The sequence below is a fragment of the Paraburkholderia sediminicola genome (assembly GCF_046026855.1).
GTDB classification, from domain to species: domain Bacteria; phylum Pseudomonadota; class Gammaproteobacteria; order Burkholderiales; family Burkholderiaceae; genus Paraburkholderia; species Paraburkholderia sediminicola_A.
Window position 1 is genome coordinate 166,699 of the sequence record NZ_JAQQET010000003.1, and the last position, 18,792, is coordinate 185,490.

General features: G+C 61.1%; 15 protein-coding genes. 8 read left to right on the forward strand and 7 right to left on the reverse strand.

Annotated elements, in window-relative coordinates; genetic code table 11:
• Nucleotides 1–129 precede the first annotated feature (129 nt).
• Together PQR40_RS04715 and PQR40_RS04720 are read left to right on the forward strand one after the other, a co-directional pair.
• On the forward strand, nt 130–1,728 hold the full coding sequence (locus tag PQR40_RS04715; RefSeq protein ID WP_408508520.1) for an L-lactate permease: 1,599 nt from the start codon (nt 130–132) through the stop codon (nt 1,726–1,728).
• 371 nt (nt 1,729–2,099) lie between these two features.
• Nucleotides 2,100–3,026 (forward strand): DMT family transporter, encoded by a 927-nt coding sequence (locus PQR40_RS04720; RefSeq protein ID WP_408391593.1) that lies wholly within the window; start codon nt 2,100–2,102, stop codon nt 3,024–3,026.
• Between the two features lie 586 nt (nt 3,027–3,612).
• On the opposite strand, the gene PQR40_RS04725 is transcribed toward PQR40_RS04720, so the two are convergent.
• Entirely contained in the window at nt 3,613–3,768 is a 156-nt protein-coding gene (locus PQR40_RS04725; protein WP_408228945.1) for a hypothetical protein, read from the reverse strand.
• A gap of 180 nt (nt 3,769–3,948) precedes the next feature.
• Complete coding sequence (locus PQR40_RS04730; protein ID WP_408228942.1) at nt 3,949–5,181, reverse strand: outer membrane protein assembly factor BamC; 1,233 nt, start codon at nt 5,179–5,181, stop codon at nt 3,949–3,951.
• A 461-nt stretch (nt 5,182–5,642) separates the two neighbouring features.
• On the opposite strand from PQR40_RS04730, the gene PQR40_RS04735 reads away from it, so the two are divergent.
• From PQR40_RS04735 to PQR40_RS04745, 3 genes are all read left to right on the forward strand, one after another.
• Nucleotides 5,643–6,107 carry a DUF2844 domain-containing protein gene (locus PQR40_RS04735; RefSeq protein WP_408391591.1) on the forward strand — a complete coding sequence of 155 codons (465 nt, stop codon included), beginning with the start codon at nt 5,643–5,645 and terminating at the stop codon, nt 6,105–6,107.
• 47 nt (nt 6,108–6,154) lie between these two features.
• Nucleotides 6,155–7,432: a DUF3443 domain-containing protein gene (locus PQR40_RS04740; RefSeq protein WP_408391589.1), complete on the forward strand. Its 1,278-nt coding sequence runs from the start codon at nt 6,155–6,157 to the stop codon at nt 7,430–7,432.
• Between the two features lie 269 nt (nt 7,433–7,701).
• A complete protein-coding gene (locus PQR40_RS04745) occupies nt 7,702–9,573 on the forward strand; it encodes a glycosyl transferase family 1 (protein WP_408508521.1) in 1,872 nt (623 codons plus the stop codon).
• A gap of 58 nt (nt 9,574–9,631) precedes the next feature.
• Here the strand turns inward: PQR40_RS04745 and PQR40_RS04750 are convergent, their stop codons facing one another.
• Nucleotides 9,632–10,195, reverse strand: a complete 564-nt coding sequence (locus tag PQR40_RS04750) for a hypothetical protein (RefSeq protein ID WP_408333490.1) — start codon at nt 10,193–10,195, stop codon at nt 9,632–9,634.
• A gap of 378 nt (nt 10,196–10,573) precedes the next feature.
• On the opposite strand from PQR40_RS04750, the gene PQR40_RS04755 reads away from it, so the two are divergent.
• The 3 genes from PQR40_RS04755 (at nt 10,574) to leuA (ending at nt 14,281) form a co-directional block, all read left to right on the forward strand.
• Nucleotides 10,574–11,209 carry a cadmium resistance transporter gene (locus PQR40_RS04755; protein WP_408508522.1) on the forward strand — a complete coding sequence of 212 codons (636 nt, stop codon included), beginning with the start codon at nt 10,574–10,576 and terminating at the stop codon, nt 11,207–11,209.
• 154 nt (nt 11,210–11,363) lie between these two features.
• On the forward strand, nt 11,364–12,242 hold the full coding sequence (locus PQR40_RS04760) for a class I SAM-dependent methyltransferase (protein WP_408228924.1): 879 nt from the start codon (nt 11,364–11,366) through the stop codon (nt 12,240–12,242).
• A 320-nt stretch (nt 12,243–12,562) separates the two neighbouring features.
• On the forward strand, nt 12,563–14,281 hold the full coding sequence (leuA, locus tag PQR40_RS04765) for a 2-isopropylmalate synthase (protein WP_408508523.1): 1,719 nt from the start codon (nt 12,563–12,565) through the stop codon (nt 14,279–14,281).
• A 425-nt stretch (nt 14,282–14,706) separates the two neighbouring features.
• Here the strand turns inward: leuA and PQR40_RS04770 are convergent, their stop codons facing one another.
• The 4 genes from PQR40_RS04770 to hydA form a co-directional block, all read right to left on the reverse strand.
• Complete coding sequence (locus PQR40_RS04770; RefSeq protein ID WP_408508524.1) at nt 14,707–15,480, reverse strand: amino acid ABC transporter ATP-binding protein; 774 nt, start codon at nt 15,478–15,480, stop codon at nt 14,707–14,709.
• Nucleotides 15,480–16,157, reverse strand: coding sequence for an amino acid ABC transporter permease (locus PQR40_RS04775; RefSeq protein ID WP_325044858.1), 678 nt, complete (start codon nt 16,155–16,157; stop codon nt 15,480–15,482). Before PQR40_RS04775 ends, PQR40_RS04770 begins: the two co-directional genes overlap by 1 nt.
• Nucleotides 16,158–16,179: 22 nt before the next feature.
• On the reverse strand, nt 16,180–16,962 hold the full coding sequence (locus PQR40_RS04780; protein WP_408228914.1) for an amino acid ABC transporter substrate-binding protein: 783 nt from the start codon (nt 16,960–16,962) through the stop codon (nt 16,180–16,182).
• A 353-nt stretch (nt 16,963–17,315) separates the two neighbouring features.
• Entirely contained in the window at nt 17,316–18,767 is a 1,452-nt protein-coding gene (gene hydA, locus PQR40_RS04785) for a dihydropyrimidinase (RefSeq protein ID WP_408508525.1), read from the reverse strand.
• Nucleotides 18,768–18,792: the final 25 nt, after the last annotated feature.

Sequence of the window (18,792 nt, forward strand, 5' to 3'; positions counted from 1 at the left end):
GCAGTACCCGTTTAAATAAGCGACCCGGCGCGTCCTGCACCCGCCGCCGACGCCCGTCCGTCCTGCCACAGCGACGCGCCCGTAGTGCGTAGTCCCGCGTCGAGTTCAAACAACAACGAAGGAGACGTGATGTTTCACCAACTACTCACCCCCGTCGGCAATGCGCTATTGCCGTCGTTCCTGGTTGCCGCGCTGCCGATCATCGTCGTCCTGCTACTGCTTGGCTGGGCACGCCGGCCTGCCTGGCAGGCCTCGCTCGCGGGGCTGATCGTCGGCCTGATCGTGGCGATTTTCGTATGGCAGTTCCCGGTCGGACTCGCGCTCACTTCGGTGGCCAACGGTGCGGTCTTCGCCTGCTGGCCGGTGATGTGGATCGTGTTCGCGGCGATCCTGCTTTACAACATCTCGCAACGCTCGGGCCGCTTCGCGGCCTTCCGTATGTGGATGATCGACAACCTGCCGAACGACCGGCGCGTCGTGCTGGTCGTGATAGGTTTTTCGTTCGGCGCACTGCTCGAAGGGATTTCCGGCTTCGGCACGCCGGTCGCGATCACCAGTTCGCTGCTGATCCTGCTCGGTTTCCCCACCCTCGAAGCGCTCACCTTTACGCTGATCTTCAATACCGCGCCGGTCGCGTTCGGCGCGCTAGGCGTACCGATCACGGTGCTCGGCGCGGTCACGCACCTGCCTGCCGACACGCTCGCCAAGATGGTCGGACGGCAGTTGCCGTTTTTCGCCTTGCTGCTGCCGTTCTACGTGATCGGCGTGTATGCGGGTTTTCGTAACATGCTGCGCGTGTGGCCGGTACTGCTGGTGTCGGGCGCCAGCTTCGCGCTGACGCAGTTCGTCGCATCGAACTACGTGAACTACAGCCTGACCGACGTGTTGTCGTCGATGGTGTCACTGATCCTGACGATCGCGTTCCTGCGTGTATGGAAGCCCGCCGTCGACCCAAAGTTCGCGATCAACATCGATCGCGTGGGCGAGGTGCGCGGCAAGATCAGCGGCGGCCAGGGCTGGTATCCGTGGATCATCGTCTCGGCGGTGGTGATCGTCTGGACCATCGCCAAAATTTTCCTGATCGGCGATGTCAAGGTGCCATGGCCGGGCCTCGACAAAGCCGTGTACATCACCCTGTACAACACGCCATACGGCGCGGTGTGGGACTTCCAGCCGCTTGCCACCGGCACGGCAATTCTGGTCGCCGCCATCATTACTTCGTTCGTGACGGGTCTGGGTGTGCGCGAATTTGGCAAGGCCATTGTCGACACGTGGATCCAGACGCGCATCGCCATTCTGACGGTGGCGACCATCGTCGCGCTCGCGTATCTGATGAACTACTCCGGGCTCACCTACACACTCGGGCTCGGGGCTGCGTCGGTCGGACCGTTCTTTCCGCTGGTATCGGCGTTCCTCGGCTGGGTCGCGGTGTTCCTGTCCGGCAGCGATACCTCGGGCAATGCGCTATTCGGCAACCTGCAGGTGGTGGCGGCCCATCAGCTGAACCTGAACCCGATCCTGATGGCAGCAACCAATTCGTCAGGTGGCGTGATGGGCAAGATGATCTCGCCGCAAAACATCTCGACCGGCGTGGCGACGACCGAACTCAAGGGCAAGGAAGGCGTCGTATTCGCCAAAACCTTCAAGCATTCGATTCTGTTGACAGTGATCCTCGGCGTGCTGGTATGGCTGCAGCAAAACTTCCTGCAGGGGATGATTCCGCACTGAGGTTTGCCTGATCGCGGCTGTAACGGTGTGCGCTTGCCACTTCCCTGGGACGGTGGCTTGCGCGATGGATCCGCTTAGCTAGTGGACAACTGAATGGGTGAATCGGCGGACGTGCTCTTTCGGGCACGTCCGCTTTTTTGACAGCATGCATTCGACCCGCCCCGAGGTCGCGCTAATCTCATCGCAATTTTTCTCACATTAGCGTGAGAATTGCTCGTTTCGCGCCCAGCTCGGCTGCGCTTACGATGATGACTATCAGGCGCCTTTCATCCCGCGAATCTTGCCGTTTCATTCCAGCCTGAAACGTTTCACGCGATCGCGCTGCTACGATGCGCAGGCGTCTCGACTCAACCGCGCGCGGCGCCAAGACAATGAATACCAAGAACCTGTTGCAGTTGCTGATCCTGGCCGCCCTATGGGGCGCCTCGTTTCTGTTTATACGTGTCGGCGTGGCCGACTTCGGCGTCGCGCCGCTGATGGCGTTGCGGGTCGGCATCGGCGCGATCTTCCTTGCAGTCGTACTGGTCGCGCGGCGGCCATTGCGTCAGTCCGCGACGATCCTGCGCACACGCGCCTTTCCGCTGCTGGTGGTCGGCATCCTGAATTCGGCGGCGCCGTTCTGCCTGTTCGCCTATGCCGAGCTGACGCTGTCGGCAGGCGTGACCTCTGTCATCAATGCCAGCACACCGCTGTGGGGCGCCCTCGTCGGTTTTCTCTGGCTGCGTGACCGCCTGAGCGCGCTGCGCACGCTCGGTCTCGTGATCGGCTTTCTCGGCGTACTGATGCTGGTGTGGGATCAGATCGCCGCGCCGAACGGTTCGGCCGCCACGCCGTTGAGCACCGCGCTCGCAGCAGCAGCCGCGCTCGGCGCCACGCTGCTTTACGGCATCGCCGCCAATTACACAAAGCGCCACCTGACCGGCGTCGACGCATTGACCGTCGCGACCGGTACGATGACCGGCGCCACCATCGTGCTGCTGCCGCTCGCCGCAATCTACTGGCCGGCTGCGCCGATCTCGCTGCACGCCTGGGGCGCGGTCTTCGCACTGGGTGTCGCATGTACCGGCGTCGCGTACATGCTGTTCTTCCACCTGATCGCAGTGGTCGGGCCGGCACGCGCGATTACGGTGACCTTCGTGATTCCGATCTTCGGCATTCTGTGGGGCGCGTTATTTCTCAGCGAAACCGTGTCGCCGGGCATGCTGGAAGGCTGCGGTGTGATTCTCGTCGGCACCGCGCTGGCCACCGGCGTGATCAAACGTCTGCCCTGGAGCGGCCCGCGCCGCGCCGACACCTGAAAACCGCCTCGCGCAATACGTCCGGCGCAGTCCGGTTCTCGCCCTGACGAGAATCGCGCCGACACGGAACACCCCTTCGAGCGACGCCTTCTTCAGCGTCGCCATTTCCCGTCATGCACCGGTCGCCGCGTCGGCGGCCGCCTCGCAATCCATCCCGAGCACCCAAAAAAATAGCCCGCACTCCATTGGAGTGCGGGCGAAACCGTCGCCCTACGAGGATAGGCGACGGGGCCACCGAGGCCGCGCGCCACGCGCGCAGGCCATCATCGGGCTAAGCACCGGTTCGTTCGCCGGTACTGAAAGGGTTGGGAAATCGCCGATTCGAGAAGCGCCGCAAGCTCACGGCGGATGTTACGAATCCGGCCCCATGAGTCTATAAAAGCAGCTTGCGTGCCAGTTATAGAGATTCACAAGAAATTGTTCGCAAACCATTGATTGTTATTGGATTGTTTTGCGATGAAAACATGCAAGGGAGGTTGGCGGAGAGGGTTCGGCGGGTTACGTCACCGGGGTAACGTCACGTAACATGCGGCCGCACGGGGCGGCCGCTATGCCTCGCTTCTTGCGTTTGAAGCGAGGCCGAACATCAGGACATCGGCCATTTCGTGCGGTGTGCAGCCGTATGCCGGACACGCACGACCGCCGGCCGCCGCGTCTCGCGCGGCGACAAGGCCGCACCGCATACAAGTGCCAGGACGAGCAAGCTCGCCGCCCACATCCAGTAAGGAATCACGTCGAACATGGCCATCTCCCGTTGAGCGCCGGTTTATACCGGTGTTCCAGACAGAAGCAAAACGCGTGCGCGCCACGCCGGCGATCTGACGACTCGCGGCGCGAAAGATGAAACGGACATAAAAAAACCCGCCCGGGCTGCACTCCGGGCGGGTTTTCAGACAGCGTTCGCTGCGTGCTACGACTTCGTTCAGTGCAACTGGTCGACCATCAGACCCATGATCTGCTTGGCCTGCGGGCTCTGATCGATAGCGCCCTTGTCGTCGACGACTGCCACACGGGTCTGGTTAGGCGTCACCGCGCGCACGTTCACAAGATACTGCTTGGCGACCTTTTCCTTCTTGCCGTGGAACACCTGGCTCCAGAAGCCTTGCTCCGCCGAGGTCATATCCTTCGGATCGACGTAGCGCACGAAGTACAAACCGCGGCTCGCATCGCGATCGTCGACAGTGAAGTTACTGCGGTCGAGTGCGAGGCCCACGCGCAGCCATGCACGGTCATACGGCTCGCCGAGGGTGAGTTCGGTGGACGAGAACTGTGCCGCCGTGCTGTTCGCCGCGTCATCCGGCATGGGCGGTTGCGCCGACAGTGCCACGTTTTGCGCCGCCGTGGCCGCAGCCGCCGACTTCGCACCCGCTGTAGCCGCGTTCGGCGCCGTTTGCGTACCCGCCGGCGACAACTCGGCGCTCTGCGTATCAGCCGACTTCGTGCGTGAATCGGTCAGCGCCAGCGCTGCCATCAGCCGCTTCAGATATTCCTGTTCGAGGCCCGGATCGTTCGGCTTGGCTTCCCACCTGGTCGAATCGTTGTTCGTGCCGGTGATCGCCTCGCGCATGCCCTTCTGGCTGATGAACACATAAGTGCCGCCGTTCGGCGCCGTTTCGAGACGCGTGCGGTACTTGTTGCGCTCAGAACTCACATAGCTGTTGCCCATTGCCTTGGACAGCGTGTCGCGGATCAGGCCGTCGTTGATCTGCGCGTGCGTTTCGTTCCAGTCCGTTTCCATCACGCCCTTGTCGCGCTGGTCGACCACCAGCAGGAAGCCCTGCTCCTGCCAGAAACGGCGAATTTGCGGCCAGGCCTGGTCAGGCGCCTTGTTGTCGATCACGAGCCAGCTTTCCGTGCCGTCGCGCTGAATATGCATGCCGGTGACCTGTGGCACCACCGTCAGAGTGCTGGTAGCCGGTGCTTGCGCCTGGACCTGCTTGAGCGTGGACAGCGAGGTTTCGCCGCCTTGCGGGGGCAACGAACGCTGATCGGACGTCTCATCGATCATGTTCGGCGGTACGGCAAGCGACACCTGCTTCGATTTCGAGTCGCTTTTGTAGTCAATTTTGGTCGGCGACGACGTGCCGCAGCCGGCGACCAGACCGCCTGCCATCAGCATTACTGCAAACCGCTTGGTAAGACGAAGATCAGTCATGTTCAGGGAATCCTTCCGCTACGCCACGGCAAGTTTCCGTGGATCAACCCAACATTTTACCGATCCCAGCGCGACATGTGCAAAAACCCGGGTTTGCCCGCGAATTGAGCGGCGCTCGGCCCACAAAAACGCGGGTTGCGACAAGTGGCCTGGACACCGATGAATCGTCGCGCAGCGAGAGCTTCGCGCTGCAGAAAAGCACCCCGCTTCGCTGGCGGCGATCATCTCCACCAGCCGCAGATTTAACAGTTCACAACACTTCCCAGTCACCTGTCAGACATGTCCTGGCCAGTCGTCAGATCATTGTTTTAAAAGACACTTTCCACTCTTGTCACACGCTATTTTCGAGATTACCTCAAGCGCCGCGCGCCGCTCCTGACAAGGATCAGGAAACCCGGGTGTTATCTTGAATTGGACATCTCAATAAAAGATTGAGCGCTCCAACTGCGAGACGGGTTGCCATGCCAAATTCTTCTTTCTTACCTGCCCTCGCCGTCCCGGCAATGGTGATTACCGTGCTATGTACCGGCGCCGACGCGCGTGCCGAATTGGGCGGCACGATGCCGACCCAGGCGAATTCGATAGCCGCTGCGTCCCAAACCCTGCTGAACGGCGCCTTACGCCTGCGCACGCTGACCGACGCGGGCAATACCACCATCAACGAGTACGCGACGAATACTGGCCAGATCATCGCTTACACCTGGCAAGGTCCGACCATGCCGGACCTGCGCGCGCTGCTGGGGAAGTACGCCGACTCCTACAAAACCGGGGCCGCAGCGGCGGTGCCGGACGGCAACCTGCATGCCTCGCGGGTAGTTCGCCCGGATGTAATCGTGGAATCCGGTGGCCCGATGCGCGGCTATGCAGGGCGCGCCTGGCTGCCTTCGGCCTTGCCGTCCGGCGTCACAGCCGACGATTTCCACTGACGCGCTCAAACCAATAAAAAAACGCCTCGGCGATTGCCCTCGACATCATGAAACCCTCTTCTCGTCTCCATGCCCTGCTCCTCGTCTGCGCGGCACTCGCCGGTTGCGGCGGCGGTGGCGGCACCGCCGGCTCTTCACAGGCAGCGGCTGCCAACCCGGCCAGCAGCCCGAACGCGTCAAGCCCGTCAGGAGCCAGCGCGCCGTCCGGGGCCGCCGTTTCCAGCACAGCCACCTCCGTGCCACAGTCGAGCACGCCGAACGTTCAGCCGATCACAGTCGCCGCAGCGCCGGGCCTGACCCGCAACATGCTGACGACGAGTGTCACCGTCTGCCAGACTGGCACCAGCAACTGCGCGACGATCAACAATATTCAGGTCGACACCGGCTCGCATGGCTTGCGAATTCTCGCGTCCGCGCTGCCGGCCAGCCTCACGCTGGCGGCGGTAGGTTCGGGCAGCGGCGTCACCGGCGAGTGCGCGGTATTTGGCGGCGGCTACGCCTGGGGCGCGGTGCGCAGTGCGGATGTGCGCATGGCCGGTCAGTTAGCCGCAGCCATTCCAATCCAGGTGATCTCCGACCCCTCCCTGCCCAACGTACCCACCGACTGTGCGGGCGCAGGCCCGGCGATGCTGACCCTATCGAGCCTTCGCGCCAACGGCATTCTCGGCGTCGGCCTGTTCGCGGCCGACTGCGGCAGCGGCTGCGTCAATGCCGCGCTGCCGCGCTGGTATTACAGTTGCAACGCCGGCGGCACCTGCCTCGCGAGCACACAAGCGCTTGCGCTGCAGGTGACCAATCCGGTCAGCAGCTTCGCGCTCGACAACAACGGCGTGGTAATCGACCTGCCGGCGATCGCCGACGCCGGCGCGGTCAGTGTGTCAGGCTCGATGATTTTCGGCATCGGCACGCAGGCGAACAACACGCTCGGCGGCGCAAGTGTTGTCAAGGCGAATCAGGTCACAGGGTATGTGGCCACCCGCAGCGCCGGCCAGACTTATGCGCAAAGTTACCTCGACAGCGGCTCGAACGGCCTGTTCTTCAGCAATAGCCAGTTACCGCAATGCGGTTACTGGTACTGCCCGGGTTCGACGCAAACGGCGAGCGCCTCGATCGTGGGTACCGATGGCGCGTCGACCACGGTATCGTTTGCGATCGGCAATTCGACCGCGCTGTTCGCATCGTCGAATAATGCCTTCAACAACCTGGCCGGCATGGCCAGCAACAGCTTCGGCTGGGGTCTGCCGTTCTTTTTCGGGCGGCGGGTCTACACGGCGATCGCGTCGCGCGCAACATCGGCCGGGCCGGGTCCGTATTACGCGTTCTGAGATGCATCCCGAGTGCTCGATGTCGGGACCCGCCTGGCGCAGACAACTGAGTTGGGCGGGGTCGATTGAGTGTCCGAACAGACTCCCCGTCATCTCGTTCTACCGCGCCAAAACAGAATAAATCCCACGAACCGATCAGATTCTCCCGCACAGAAAATTCCCAAACTCCTATCCCGGGATTATTTGATACGCCCTGACTGCGATAATCGGCGCCCCGGCTAACTTCCCTTCAATATAGTTAGTCATGCATATCTTAAAATAGTCAACTAATGGAATTCACCTTTTCGCTCGACCACTTCGAGCAACTCGTCTATACGCAACAACACCCGCAAGCTTCAGTCCAGCTTGTCGCCGCGCTGGCGCTGCTTCAACATAATCGTGGCGAGCTGGACGGCAGCTTCGAAGCCTCCGGCATGGTCAATCTGTCTCCCTACGAACAACGTCAGCGTTTCTGCACGCGCCTGGCGAGCGCAGCGTCAACGTTGTTCGCCAACCCGGATTTTCAGCCCATCCCCGCGTGTTCCAGACTGTTCTTCACGCTGCATGAATGGATCGGCATACTGTTCTCGACCACAGCGTTCGGCAATACCGACCACGTCACCCTGCACCTGAATCCTCGCGGCCCCGCGGACACACAGTTTCTGCCCGGCGACACTTTCGTTGAAAAACTCTGCGTGCTCTATTCGACTGAATCCGAACTGGAACTCGACTTTGCCGCGCTCTGGGCGTACGACAAAACCATCGCCGCCTGTCTCGCCCTCACCTTGCTGGCGCCTGTCTTCAAGGGCTCGGCAAACGCGCACGGCAAGCGCGAGGCGTTACTGGAGTGGCTGCCCGGCAAGCTGCAGCAAATCGACGACCTCGACGATCTGCCGTCGGCCGTGCTGCACAACGCCTATATGTTCTGCAGCTATGCCGACACACCGCGCCGGCATGCGATCAAGCAGGACATCAATGTGCTGGTGCGCCGCAAGCTCGAACAACTCGGCCTGACCGACCTGCCCACGCCAAAGCGCACGCCTGCCAGAGGCAAACCACGGCGCGGCAGGAAGCCCTTGATGGTGGTCGTGCTTGAGTGGTTCAGCGGCGCCCATTCGATCTACCGAACGCATTCGCGTACGCTCGAAGCTGCGCGCGAACATTTCGAGGTGGTGGGCTTCGGCTTCGGTTACGCCGTGGACGAAGTGGGGCGGAACATCTTCGACCGTTTCATCGAACTGGAGCAGCCGGACTACATCGGCGAGTGCATGAAGACCATTCGCGACTTTGCCGAGGCCGAGCAGCCGGACGTGTTGTACATGCCGAGCGTCGGCATGTTCGTGCTGACGGTGTTCATGTCCAATCTGCGCATCGCGCCGTTGCAGATCGCGGCGCTCGGGCACCCCGCCACCACGCACTCAGACAAGATCGACTACATCAGCGTCGAGGAAGATTATGTCGGCGACCCGGCCTGCTTCAGCGAATGCCTGATGAAGCTGCCGAGAGACGGGCAACCGTATCGGGCGTCCGTCGCGCTGCCTGACATTGTCGCGCAGATTCCCCCGTCGCGCGAAACGCTGCAGATTGTCATCACCGCCAGCGCGATGAAGCTCAATCCTGGTTTTCTCGATGCTTGCCGCGCGATCGGCGAGCGTGCCGCGACACCCGTTGAATTTCATTTCATGACCGGTGTGCCGTTGGGTCTACCGCTCTACCGACTGCGCGACGTCGTCACGCGTGCGGTGCCGGGCGCCGTCGTGCACGACTTTCACGACTACGCCGCGTATCTGGCGCGCGTCAACCAGTCTGACCTGTTCCTCAGCCCGTTTCCGTTCGGTAATACCAACGGTATCGTCGATGCATTGACGCTCGGCTTGCCCGGTGTATGCAAACGCGGGCCGGAAGTATTCGAACAGATCGACGGCGCGCTGTTCGAGCGCGTAGACATGCCGTCGTGGACCACCACGGACAGCATCGAGGCTTATATCGCTGCGGCCGTCCGAATGATCGACCAGCACGACGAGCGCACCGCGCTGCGGCAACGCCTGATCGATACGCAGGCGGTGCAACGCTGCTTTGAAGGGCGGCCGCAGGCGTTCGGTGAAAGCGTGCTGAAATTGATACGCGAAAACAAAAGCCGCCACGCGGACGGGGCGGCTTGAGGTTCGCGATTGACGAGACGCGGGCGAAAGCCGGCTGCACCCGCTGGGAACGCGGGTTTTACTCCACGACTTCGCTGGCAGCGCCGCTGGCCGGCGTGGCGAGCTTGGCCGGCGCCAACCAGCTGAATGCGCTCAGCGCCGAACCATGAAACGTGCATTCAGCAGCGGCCGCCGTGCTGGTCTTCTTCGGCTTGGCCGATTTGAGCGAAGCCGCTTCGCCCCCTGACGCAGCAACGCTTGCGGAGGCGGCCGTAGCAACAGAAGCCACGCCAGCCGTCACGCCGGAGGCTTCCGCAACGCCTGAAGCCGGAGCGGCCGCCGATACCGCCGACGCCGCGCGCACGCCCGAAGCCGGGCGGGGCGCATTCGCGAGTTGCGCGGCGGAAGCTGCCGCGGCCTCCGAAGCCGTCACCACATGCTCGATCGAACCTTCGACGACCACCCGCGAGCCGTCGATACCGACACCCTTATGAGCGACTTTCAGCGTATCCGGCGACGTTTCAGCCAGCTTGCTTCGCATCAACTGCTCGCATGCATCCGAGTTCTTGTAGACGGCCGTGCAGGCCGCCAGCAGCGCGGCAGCGGTCGTGATGCAGACGATAGGGAGAATCCGAATCTTCATTGATGTTCCGTTTTTCAAGCTGTCGGCAATTGTAGCTTACGGGCTGACGGATCGGCACCGTGGCTCTCATGGGGGTGGCATAGGCACAGAACGGGGACGGGACGGGACGGGACGGGACGGCACGGCACGGCACGGCACGGCACGGCACGGCACGGCACGGCACGGCACGGCACGGCACGGCACCGTATATGAGCGTGAACATACTGAACCGCAGGGCGCATAGATAGCACAAGACAAAAAGACGGCTTGACCGCAACGCCTCGCATCGGCATCGTGTTGACCGGCCGCCATGCCGCCTATGCGCTGCCGCCTCTTCAACTGGGCCCGCTTCACGGGTGCAGATCCGCTTCCCCACTGTGCATTGACCGGCTTTCCCGCATGTTCAGCCTTGCCCTGTTCGCCGTCGCGGCTTACGCCGCCACCAATATCGACAATCTTTTCGTGCTGCTCGCCTTCCTTGCGGAGGCGCGCGGCCAGCGGCGTCGGGTGATCGCCGGGCAGTTTGCCGGTTCGCTGGCCTTGATCGTGGGGTCGATTCTGCTTGCCGCGTTGTTGACGCGGTTACCCGCCGGCTATGTCGGTTTGCTCGGCATTCTGCCAATCGGCGTGGGCCTGAGCAAAGCATGGACACGCTTTCGCCCCGCCAACGCGGATCAGGACAAAGAAGCGCAGGGCACCGCGCACACGAATGCACCGGGCACATCGACTGCGGCCGTCACACGCTCGTCATGGTGGACAGTCGCGTGCGTGGCGGTCGCCAACGGCTCGGATAATCTCGCCGTCTACGTGCCCTTGTACGCAAGTCATTCGCACAGCGAGGGTATGTTTATCTCGCTGGTGTTCGTCGTGATGATCGGGCTGTGGTGCGCGGGCGCGGTGTGGCTGGTGGAGCATCCTCTGCTGGGCGCGCCGATCCGGCGCTACGGTACTGCGCTGCTACCGTTGATCCTGCTGGTAATCGGCATCTCCGTGATCGTGCAGAACGATACGCTGCGGATCGTGTTCGGTATGTGAGCCAGAGGCCGAGCCAGCAATCCAGTCGCGGGTAGTCGCGCCGGAAACAGGCGCGCACCGTGAGGTGACCCAATCCCCCGGGACACGGCAAATACCGCAGTCGCATATCGTTATGGCGATTGGCGATTTCTTTCCAGGCGGATCGCGGCCGATAATGGGTGCCATGAACACGCACCCCACTCCCCAAGCCCGCGCGCTGCGTTCCACGTTCGCGGCGCTAAGCGCGGCGCTGCTGCTGGCCGCCTGCGCCGCCCCGACGGCATCGACCACTTCCATCGCGGCTGATTCTGCCGCGCTCGACGCCGCAATTTCCGGGCCGCAGCGCAGCGACAAGAACCGCGCACGCGACGTCTATCGCCATCCGAAGGAAACGCTGAAATTCTTCGAAGTGGCGCCGTCGCAAACCGTGTTGGAGATCGCGCCCGGCGGCGGCTGGTACACGGAAATACTCGCGCCCTATCTGCACGACCACGGCAAGCTGTACGAGGCGCAATATGAAAGCCCGGAGGCTGCGTCGGCGGCAGAGGAGCAGGCTGGCCGGGCGCCTTTCGCGCGCAAGCTGGCGGCCACGCCCGCGGTCTATGGCAATGTGGTGGTCGGCACGCTGCGCGCGGGCCAGTTCAGCGGCTTTCCGGCCGATGGCAGCGTCGACGAGGTGCTCACCTTCCGCAATATCCACAACTGGATCAAGGACGGCCAGATCGACGCCAACCTGCGCGCCTTTTACGCGGCACTGAAGCCCGGTGGCATCCTCGGTGTCGAGGAGCATCGCGCGGCGCCAGGCACCTCCCTGCAACAGATCATCGACACCGGCTATGTGACCCAAGCCTATGTCATCGAACACGCGCGCGCCGCAGGTTTCGAATTGGCCGGCCAAAGCGAGGTGAACAGCAATCCTCGCGACACGAAAAACTATCCGCACGGCGTGTGGTCTCTGCCGCCCACCTATGAAGGCCACGACGTCGACCGGACGAAATACGCGGCGATCGGTGAATCGGATCGCATGACGTTGCGTTTCGTGAAACCCAGGTGACAGGCATGACCGGCCCGGGTCGCAGCGCCTCAGGGCCGGAATAAGCCTCCGGTCGGCACGTTCTTCACCGCAGTGCGCTTGACGCCGTCCTGATAATATGTTCCTATTGCACACCATGTATCGCGCCCAGACCACCCTATCGCTACTACTAGCCCGCTCTACCGGGCTAGGTCTGCTGCTGCGCGCTTCCATCTGATACACCCGAAGCACCGCTCAATTCCCCAGTAACTGACCCAGCCCCGGTTTCCGACCGGCGGCCATGCTTTACGTTTTCGTCGTCCGGTCGACACCCAGGTTGATCGATCCCAAGGATGATGAAAATGTTGAAGAACCCTGCTACCAAATATCACTCGTTCAAGCCCATCAATTTGACGGACCGCCAGTGGCCGTCGCGCACCATCACGCGCGCGCCGATCTGGATGAGTACCGACCTGCGTGACGGCAATCAGGCGCTGTTCGAGCCGATGAACGCGCAACGCAAGATGCGCATGTTCAAGACGCTGGTGCAGATCGGCTTCAAGGAAATCGAAGTCGCATTTCCGTCTGCCTCGCAGACCGACTTCAATTTCGTGCGTGAGCTGATCGAAGGCGGCCATATCCCCGACGACGTCACGATCGAAGTATTGACACAAGCTCGCGACGACCTGATCGAACGCACCTTCGAATCCTTGCGTGGTGCACCGCGTGCCATCGTCCATCTGTACAACGCCACTGCGCCGGAATTCCGCCGCATCGTGTTCGGCCTCGAAAAGAGCGGTGTGAAAGAACTCGCGCAAAACGCCGCGCGTACGATGAAACGTCTCGCTGACGCCGCGACGGAAACGCACTTCACGCTGCAATACAGCCCGGAAGTATTCAGCGGCACCGAACTCGAATTCGCCAAGGAAGTGTGCGACGCCGTGTTCGACATCTGGCAACCGACGCCCGAACACAAAGCAATCGTCAACCTGCCCGCTACCGTTGAAATGGCCACGCCGAATGTCTACGCAGACCAGATCGAATGGATGCATCGCAATCTCGCGCGTCGCGATTCGTTGATCGTTTCGGTGCATCCGCATAACGATCGCGGCACTGCCGTGGCTGCTGCGGAACTGGCGGTGATGGCGGGAGCAGATCGTATCGAAGGGTGCCTGTTCGGCAATGGCGAACGTACCGGCAATGTCGATCTCGTGACGCTTGCGTTGAATCTGTATACGCAGGGTGTCGATCCTGAACTCGACTTTTCGAATATCAATGAAGTCGCGCGTACCGCTGAAGAATGCACGCAGTTGCCGGTGCATCCGCGTCATCCGTATGTCGGCGATCTGGTGTTCACAGCTTTCTCCGGCTCGCATCAGGACGCGATCAAGAAGGGGTTTGCTGTTCAGAAACCGGATGCGGTCTGGGAAGTGCCTTATATGCCGATTGATCCGAGCGATCTCGGGCGGACTTATGATTCCGTCATTCGCGTGAATAGCCAGTCCGGTAAGGGTGGGATTGCTTATTTGCTCGAGCAGAGCTATGGCGTGGTCTTGCCGCGGCGCTTGCAGGTCGATTTCAGCTCTGCTGTGCAGCGGCTTACTGACGCTAGTGGTCAGGAAGTGACGCCTTCGCAGATCTGGGAGTTGTTCCAGCAGGAGTATGTGCACAGTGCTGCGCCGATTCACTACGTTGGACATAGTCTGTCTGAACGCAACGGGCGTGAACATATCAAGCTCACTGTCGAGATTAATGGCTCGCGGCGCGTCTTGAACGGTGAAGGGAATGGGCCGCTTGATGCGTTGATGCATGCTATTGGTGTGCCTGTTCGCATTCAGCACTATGAAGAGCGGGCTTTGACTCAAGGTGCGGATGCTCGCGCTGTGGCTGTTGCCGAGATGGCTGGGGCTGATGTGGCCGGGAGCGCGTTTGGGGTTGGCATCGATGCCAATCTGGTGACAGCTTCTATTCGGGCTGTGATTAGTGGGGTTAATCGGGCTTATGCGCGGGTTAATGTTGAGGCCCAAGGGCGGTTTTTTGAAGTTGCGCTGAGGGGTGATGTGGAGCGGGTTGCTGTATGAGGGTTTTGATTTTTTCTTGATCTGGATTCTTTGGTGTTTGGCCTTTCCTTGATTTCTTATTGGTTTATTAGTGTCGCCCCTCTGCGGGGCGGCACTTACTTCTCTTTGCCGCCGCAAAGAGAAGTAAGCAAGAGAAAGCGGCTCACACCGCTAATTCTTAAGCGGGGCCCCCGCGCAGTTGCGTTAGTGGTGCATCTGGAATCTGTGTTTTCGCACATTCCCCGTGAGTGACAAGGGAGTCATACTTCCCGACTCGCACTGTGTGCTCGCCGGAAGGGTCGGCTAGCAAACCCAATAGTGTTTTTTGTCGTGATTTTTTGAGGGGCGCTTCTGCACCCCTCTTCTTTTTTCTGCGTTGCTGCCTGGCGACGGACAGGTCTGTGGTCCCGTCTTTCCTTTTATTCCCCGTCTTGCCCGCTCTCAGGTCAGCCCCGATCTGTCCACGCGTCCGGCAAACTATGCGTCAGCGTCGACACGAAGCGTTCTGTCTCCAGCTCGCGGGGATTCATGAAAATGTCGCGCGATGGGCCCTGCTCGACCACTACGCCGTTATTCAGGAAAACTACGTCCCGCGCAATCGTCGCGGCAAGACGCAAGTCATGTGTCGCCATCAACATCGTCATGCCTTCCGTGGCGAGCTGCTTGAGTACTTCCACCACCTCGGCGGCCAATCCAGGATCGAGTGCGGATGTGGGCTCGTCGCACAACAATACTTCCGGCGATGGCGCCAACGCCCTCGCAATCGCTACGCGTTGTTGCTGTCCCCCGGAAAGCGTTGAGGGCCATGCGTCCGCTTTGTGGGCGATGCCCACTTTCTCAAGTAATTCGTCCGCTCGTACGCGCGCTTTTTCCTTGTTCCACTTTTGTACTGTCAGCAGGCCTTCCATCACGTTCTGCCGTACCGTCAGATGCGGAAACAACTGGAAATTCTGGAACACCATGCCGGTGCGGCGGCGAATCGTCAGCACGGCTTCGCGCGATGGTTTGTGATCGCGGCTGAATTCGAGGCGCTGGTCGCCCAGTTCAAGTGATCCAGCCTCGGGAATTTCCAGCAGATTCACGCAGCGCAAAAGCGTACTCTTGCCGCTGCCGGATGGGCCGATCAGTGCGGTAACGTTGCCTGACGCGAGTTGCAGGTCCACCGAATTCAGAACCTGGTTCTCGCCGAAGTATTTGTCGATTTTTTCCAGTCGAATCATCAGTTGCTCGCCTGGAAAAGTGCGTGGCGGCCGAACTTGCGTTCGAGCCGGACTTGCGCAGACGACAACACCGAACTGAACACGAGATAAACCAGTGCCGCCTCGGTGTACAGAATCAACGGCTCATACGTCACCGACGCAATCCGTTGCGCCGCCTGAAACACCTCCGGTACTGTCAGTACCGCGGCGAGCGAGGTGTCCTTCACCAACGCGATAAACGAGTTCGACAGTGGCGGCAGTGCGACACGCGCGGCTTGCGGCAAGATCGCGCGGCGCAACGCCTGCTCACGCGTCATGCCCATCGAGTACGCCGCTTCCCACTGCCCCTTCGGAATCGACTCGATCACGCCGCGGATCACTTCCGAGTTATATGCACCGACATTCAGCGAAAAACCGATGATCGCCGCCGTCAACGGATCGAGCACGATGCCCACGTTCGGTAGTCCGTAGAAAATCACGAACAGTTGCACCAGTAACGGCGAGCCGCGAAATAGCCACACGTAGAAGCGCACGCACACTACCGCCCAGCGCGGTCCGAATAGCCGGACCAGCGCGACGATAAACGCCACCACGATCCCGATCGCGAACGATGCCAGTGTGAGCGGCACGGTGAAGACAAGCCCCGCGTACAGAAGGGGCCACAGCGACTGCGCCATCAGATGCAACCATGCAGGCATGATTCAGACTCGCAGGTGGCGCTTATTGGGAGACGTCTTTACCGAAATACTTCTGCGAAATTTTCAAATACGTGCCGTCTTTCCTCATGTCGGCGAGTGCCTTATTGATTGCTGCCTGCAATTCCGGGCTGCCCTTGCGGATCAGCACTGCGGACTTGTCGCTGCTATCGGAAGAAGTATCGAGCGCGGCGATCTTTACCTTCGCATCGGGCTTGTGCTTCTTGAAGTCGAGGAACGACAGCGAATCGTTAACAGTCGCGTCGACTCGGCCCGAGGTCAACAGATCGATCGATTCGTTGAAGCCCTGCACGGGAATCACCTCCGCGCCATGCGCGGCCGCGATCTTGCCGAAATTGCTGGTCAGCGTATTCGCCGACTTCTTGCCTTTCAGGTCGTCAAAGCTCTTGATCGTGGTGTTGTTCGAGGCCACGATCAGCGCCGCGTGCGAGGTAATGTACGGGTCCGAGAAATCGTATTTCACCTTGCGCGCGTCGGTGACAGCGACTTCATTGATCACCGCGTCGTAGCGGTTCACATCGAGACCGGCGATCAGACCGTCCCATTTGCCTTCGACGAATTGCGGCTTGACGCCGAGGCGTTGCGCGATCGCCGTGCCGATCTCGACGTCGAAACCGGTCAGCTTGCCGGATTCGTCGTGGTACGTGAACGGTGCGTAGGTGCCTTCGGTGCCGATCTTGAACACACCCGCGGACTTGATCTGCGCGAGTTCGTCGGCGGCGAATGCCGGGCTCAGGGTCACCGCTTGCAGCAGCGCGATCAGCAGAATGGAACGAATCGACTTCATCAGGTGGCTCCGTAAAGTTTGCTACGTCAGTTGCATGGTTTTGTGTGCGGCATTCCGCCAGCGGTCAGGCCCGGCAGAGTGGGCGGACTGTAGCAAACGGTCTGCGTTTTTACAAAGGATCAGGTTTCCGATCAATATGCGCTTGCGTGCTAAGCGGACAGCCAAGGCAGCTCATACAACGTCGAATTCGACTCTACAGCAGATATGACAGACGCGGCATGCATCGCACCACGGAACGCGTGCCGAGCGCCATCGGGGAAAACGCGGGAGGGTGTCGCCGCGGCGAACGCGCGGCGGTGAAAAATAGCCGGCATGGGCGGCACTGCGAGGCCGCCCGCCAGATTGCAAACCGCTTACCGTTCCACCGGATGCGGCTCCTTCCGTTTATTGGCAACCCGGATCGCATCGAAGTAAGCCGGATTCGGTGGGCGCTTCAGATAGCGCCCCGCGCCACGCACGGCCCGCAGCTCACCATCGGTCCATGCCAGTGCGCCGCGCGTGAGCGTGTGCATCGCCGTACCCTGCACCGTCATCCCTTCGAACACGTTGAAGTCGACCTTCTGATGATGCGTCTTCACCGAAATCGTTTTACTTGCCTTCGGATCCCACACGACCAGGTCCGCGTCCGCGCCCACCTGTACCGCACCTTTACGCGGATACAGGTTGAAAATCTGCGCGGCGTTGGTCGACGTGATGCGCACGAATTCATTCGGCGTAAGACGCCCGGAATTCACACCGTGATGCCAGAGCACCGCCATACGATCTTCAACACCGCCGCAGCCATTCGGGATCTTCGTGAAGTCTTCGCGGCCCATGGCCTTCTGCGATGCGCAGAACACGCAGTGATCGGTCGCCGTGGTATGCAATTGGCCCGCTTGCAGACCACGCCACAATGCCTCCCGATGCTCCGCGGAACGGAACGGCGGGCTCATCACGTGCGCTGCGGCGCGGGTCCAGTCGGGATCGCGATACACCGCTTCGTCGATCACCAGATGGCCCGGCAACACTTCGCCGAACACCCGAAGGCCTTCGCTGCGGGCACGTGCAATCGCATCGACCGCATCTTTCGAGGACACGTGGACGATATACACCGGCACGCCTAGCACCTGCGCGATACGGATTGCACGATTGGCGGCCTCGCCCTCCACTTCCGGTGGCCGCGACAATGGATGCGCCTCCGGACCCGTAAAGCCTTTCGCAAGCAATTGACGCTGCAACTGAAACACCAGTTCACCATTTTCCGCATGCACAGTGGGCAGCGCGCCGAGTTCGAGCGAACGCGAGAAACTGTTCACCAGTACTTCGTCGTCGGCCATGATCGCGTTTTTGTAGGCCATGAAGTGCTTGAAACTCGACACGCCGTGTTCGTGCACCAGCGTGCCCATGTCGCGATAGACCGAATCGTCCCACCACGTCACCGCAACGTGAAAGCCATAGTCCGCCGACGCCTTTTCAGCCCAACCGCGCCATTCCTTGAAGGCCTCCATCAACGGCTGCTTCGGACTCGGAATCACGAAGTCGATGATGCTGGTCGTGCCGCCGGATAAACCCGCGGCCGTACCGGTATAGAAATCGTCGCTCGCCGTCGTGCCCATGAACGGCAATTCCATGTGCGTATGCGGATCGATGCCGCCGGGCATCACATACTGCCCGCCCGCATCGACGATCGTGGCACCCGCCGGTGCTTCCAGGTCCGCTCCGATCTGCAGGATCGTGCCACCATCTTCCGGGTCCGCACACAACACGTCCGCACGATACGTGTTCTCCGCGTCGATAATCGTGCCGCCGCGAATCAGGGTTGTCATGTTGCCGCCTCCTTATGAACTGCTG

Coding starts and splice junctions, on each gene's coding strand:
- PQR40_RS04755 (WP_408508522.1), top strand. CDS start 10,574: ATGTTCAGCCTTGCCCTGTTCGCCGTCGCGGCTTACGCCGCCACCAAT.
- PQR40_RS04725 (WP_408228945.1), bottom strand. CDS start 3,768: ATGTTCGACGTGATTCCTTACTGGATGTGGGCGGCGAGCTTGCTCGTC.
- PQR40_RS04770 (WP_408508524.1), bottom strand. CDS start 15,480: ATGATTCGACTGGAAAAAATCGACAAATACTTCGGCGAGAACCAGGTT.
- PQR40_RS04760 (WP_408228924.1), top strand. CDS start 11,364: ATGGGTGCCATGAACACGCACCCCACTCCCCAAGCCCGCGCGCTGCGT.
- PQR40_RS04750 (WP_408333490.1), bottom strand. CDS start 10,195: ATGAAGATTCGGATTCTCCCTATCGTCTGCATCACGACCGCTGCCGCG.
- PQR40_RS04735 (WP_408391591.1), top strand. CDS start 5,643: ATGCCAAATTCTTCTTTCTTACCTGCCCTCGCCGTCCCGGCAATGGTG.
- PQR40_RS04720 (WP_408391593.1), top strand. CDS start 2,100: ATGAATACCAAGAACCTGTTGCAGTTGCTGATCCTGGCCGCCCTATGG.
- PQR40_RS04715 (WP_408508520.1), top strand. CDS start 130: ATGTTTCACCAACTACTCACCCCCGTCGGCAATGCGCTATTGCCGTCG.
- leuA (WP_408508523.1), top strand. CDS start 12,563: ATGTTGAAGAACCCTGCTACCAAATATCACTCGTTCAAGCCCATCAAT.
- PQR40_RS04730 (WP_408228942.1), bottom strand. CDS start 5,181: ATGACTGATCTTCGTCTTACCAAGCGGTTTGCAGTAATGCTGATGGCA.
- PQR40_RS04775 (WP_325044858.1), bottom strand. CDS start 16,157: ATGCCTGCATGGTTGCATCTGATGGCGCAGTCGCTGTGGCCCCTTCTG.
- PQR40_RS04740 (WP_408391589.1), top strand. CDS start 6,155: ATGAAACCCTCTTCTCGTCTCCATGCCCTGCTCCTCGTCTGCGCGGCA.
- hydA (WP_408508525.1), bottom strand. CDS start 18,767: ATGACAACCCTGATTCGCGGCGGCACGATTATCGACGCGGAGAACACG.
- PQR40_RS04780 (WP_408228914.1), bottom strand. CDS start 16,962: ATGAAGTCGATTCGTTCCATTCTGCTGATCGCGCTGCTGCAAGCGGTG.
- PQR40_RS04745 (WP_408508521.1), top strand. CDS start 7,702: ATGGAATTCACCTTTTCGCTCGACCACTTCGAGCAACTCGTCTATACG.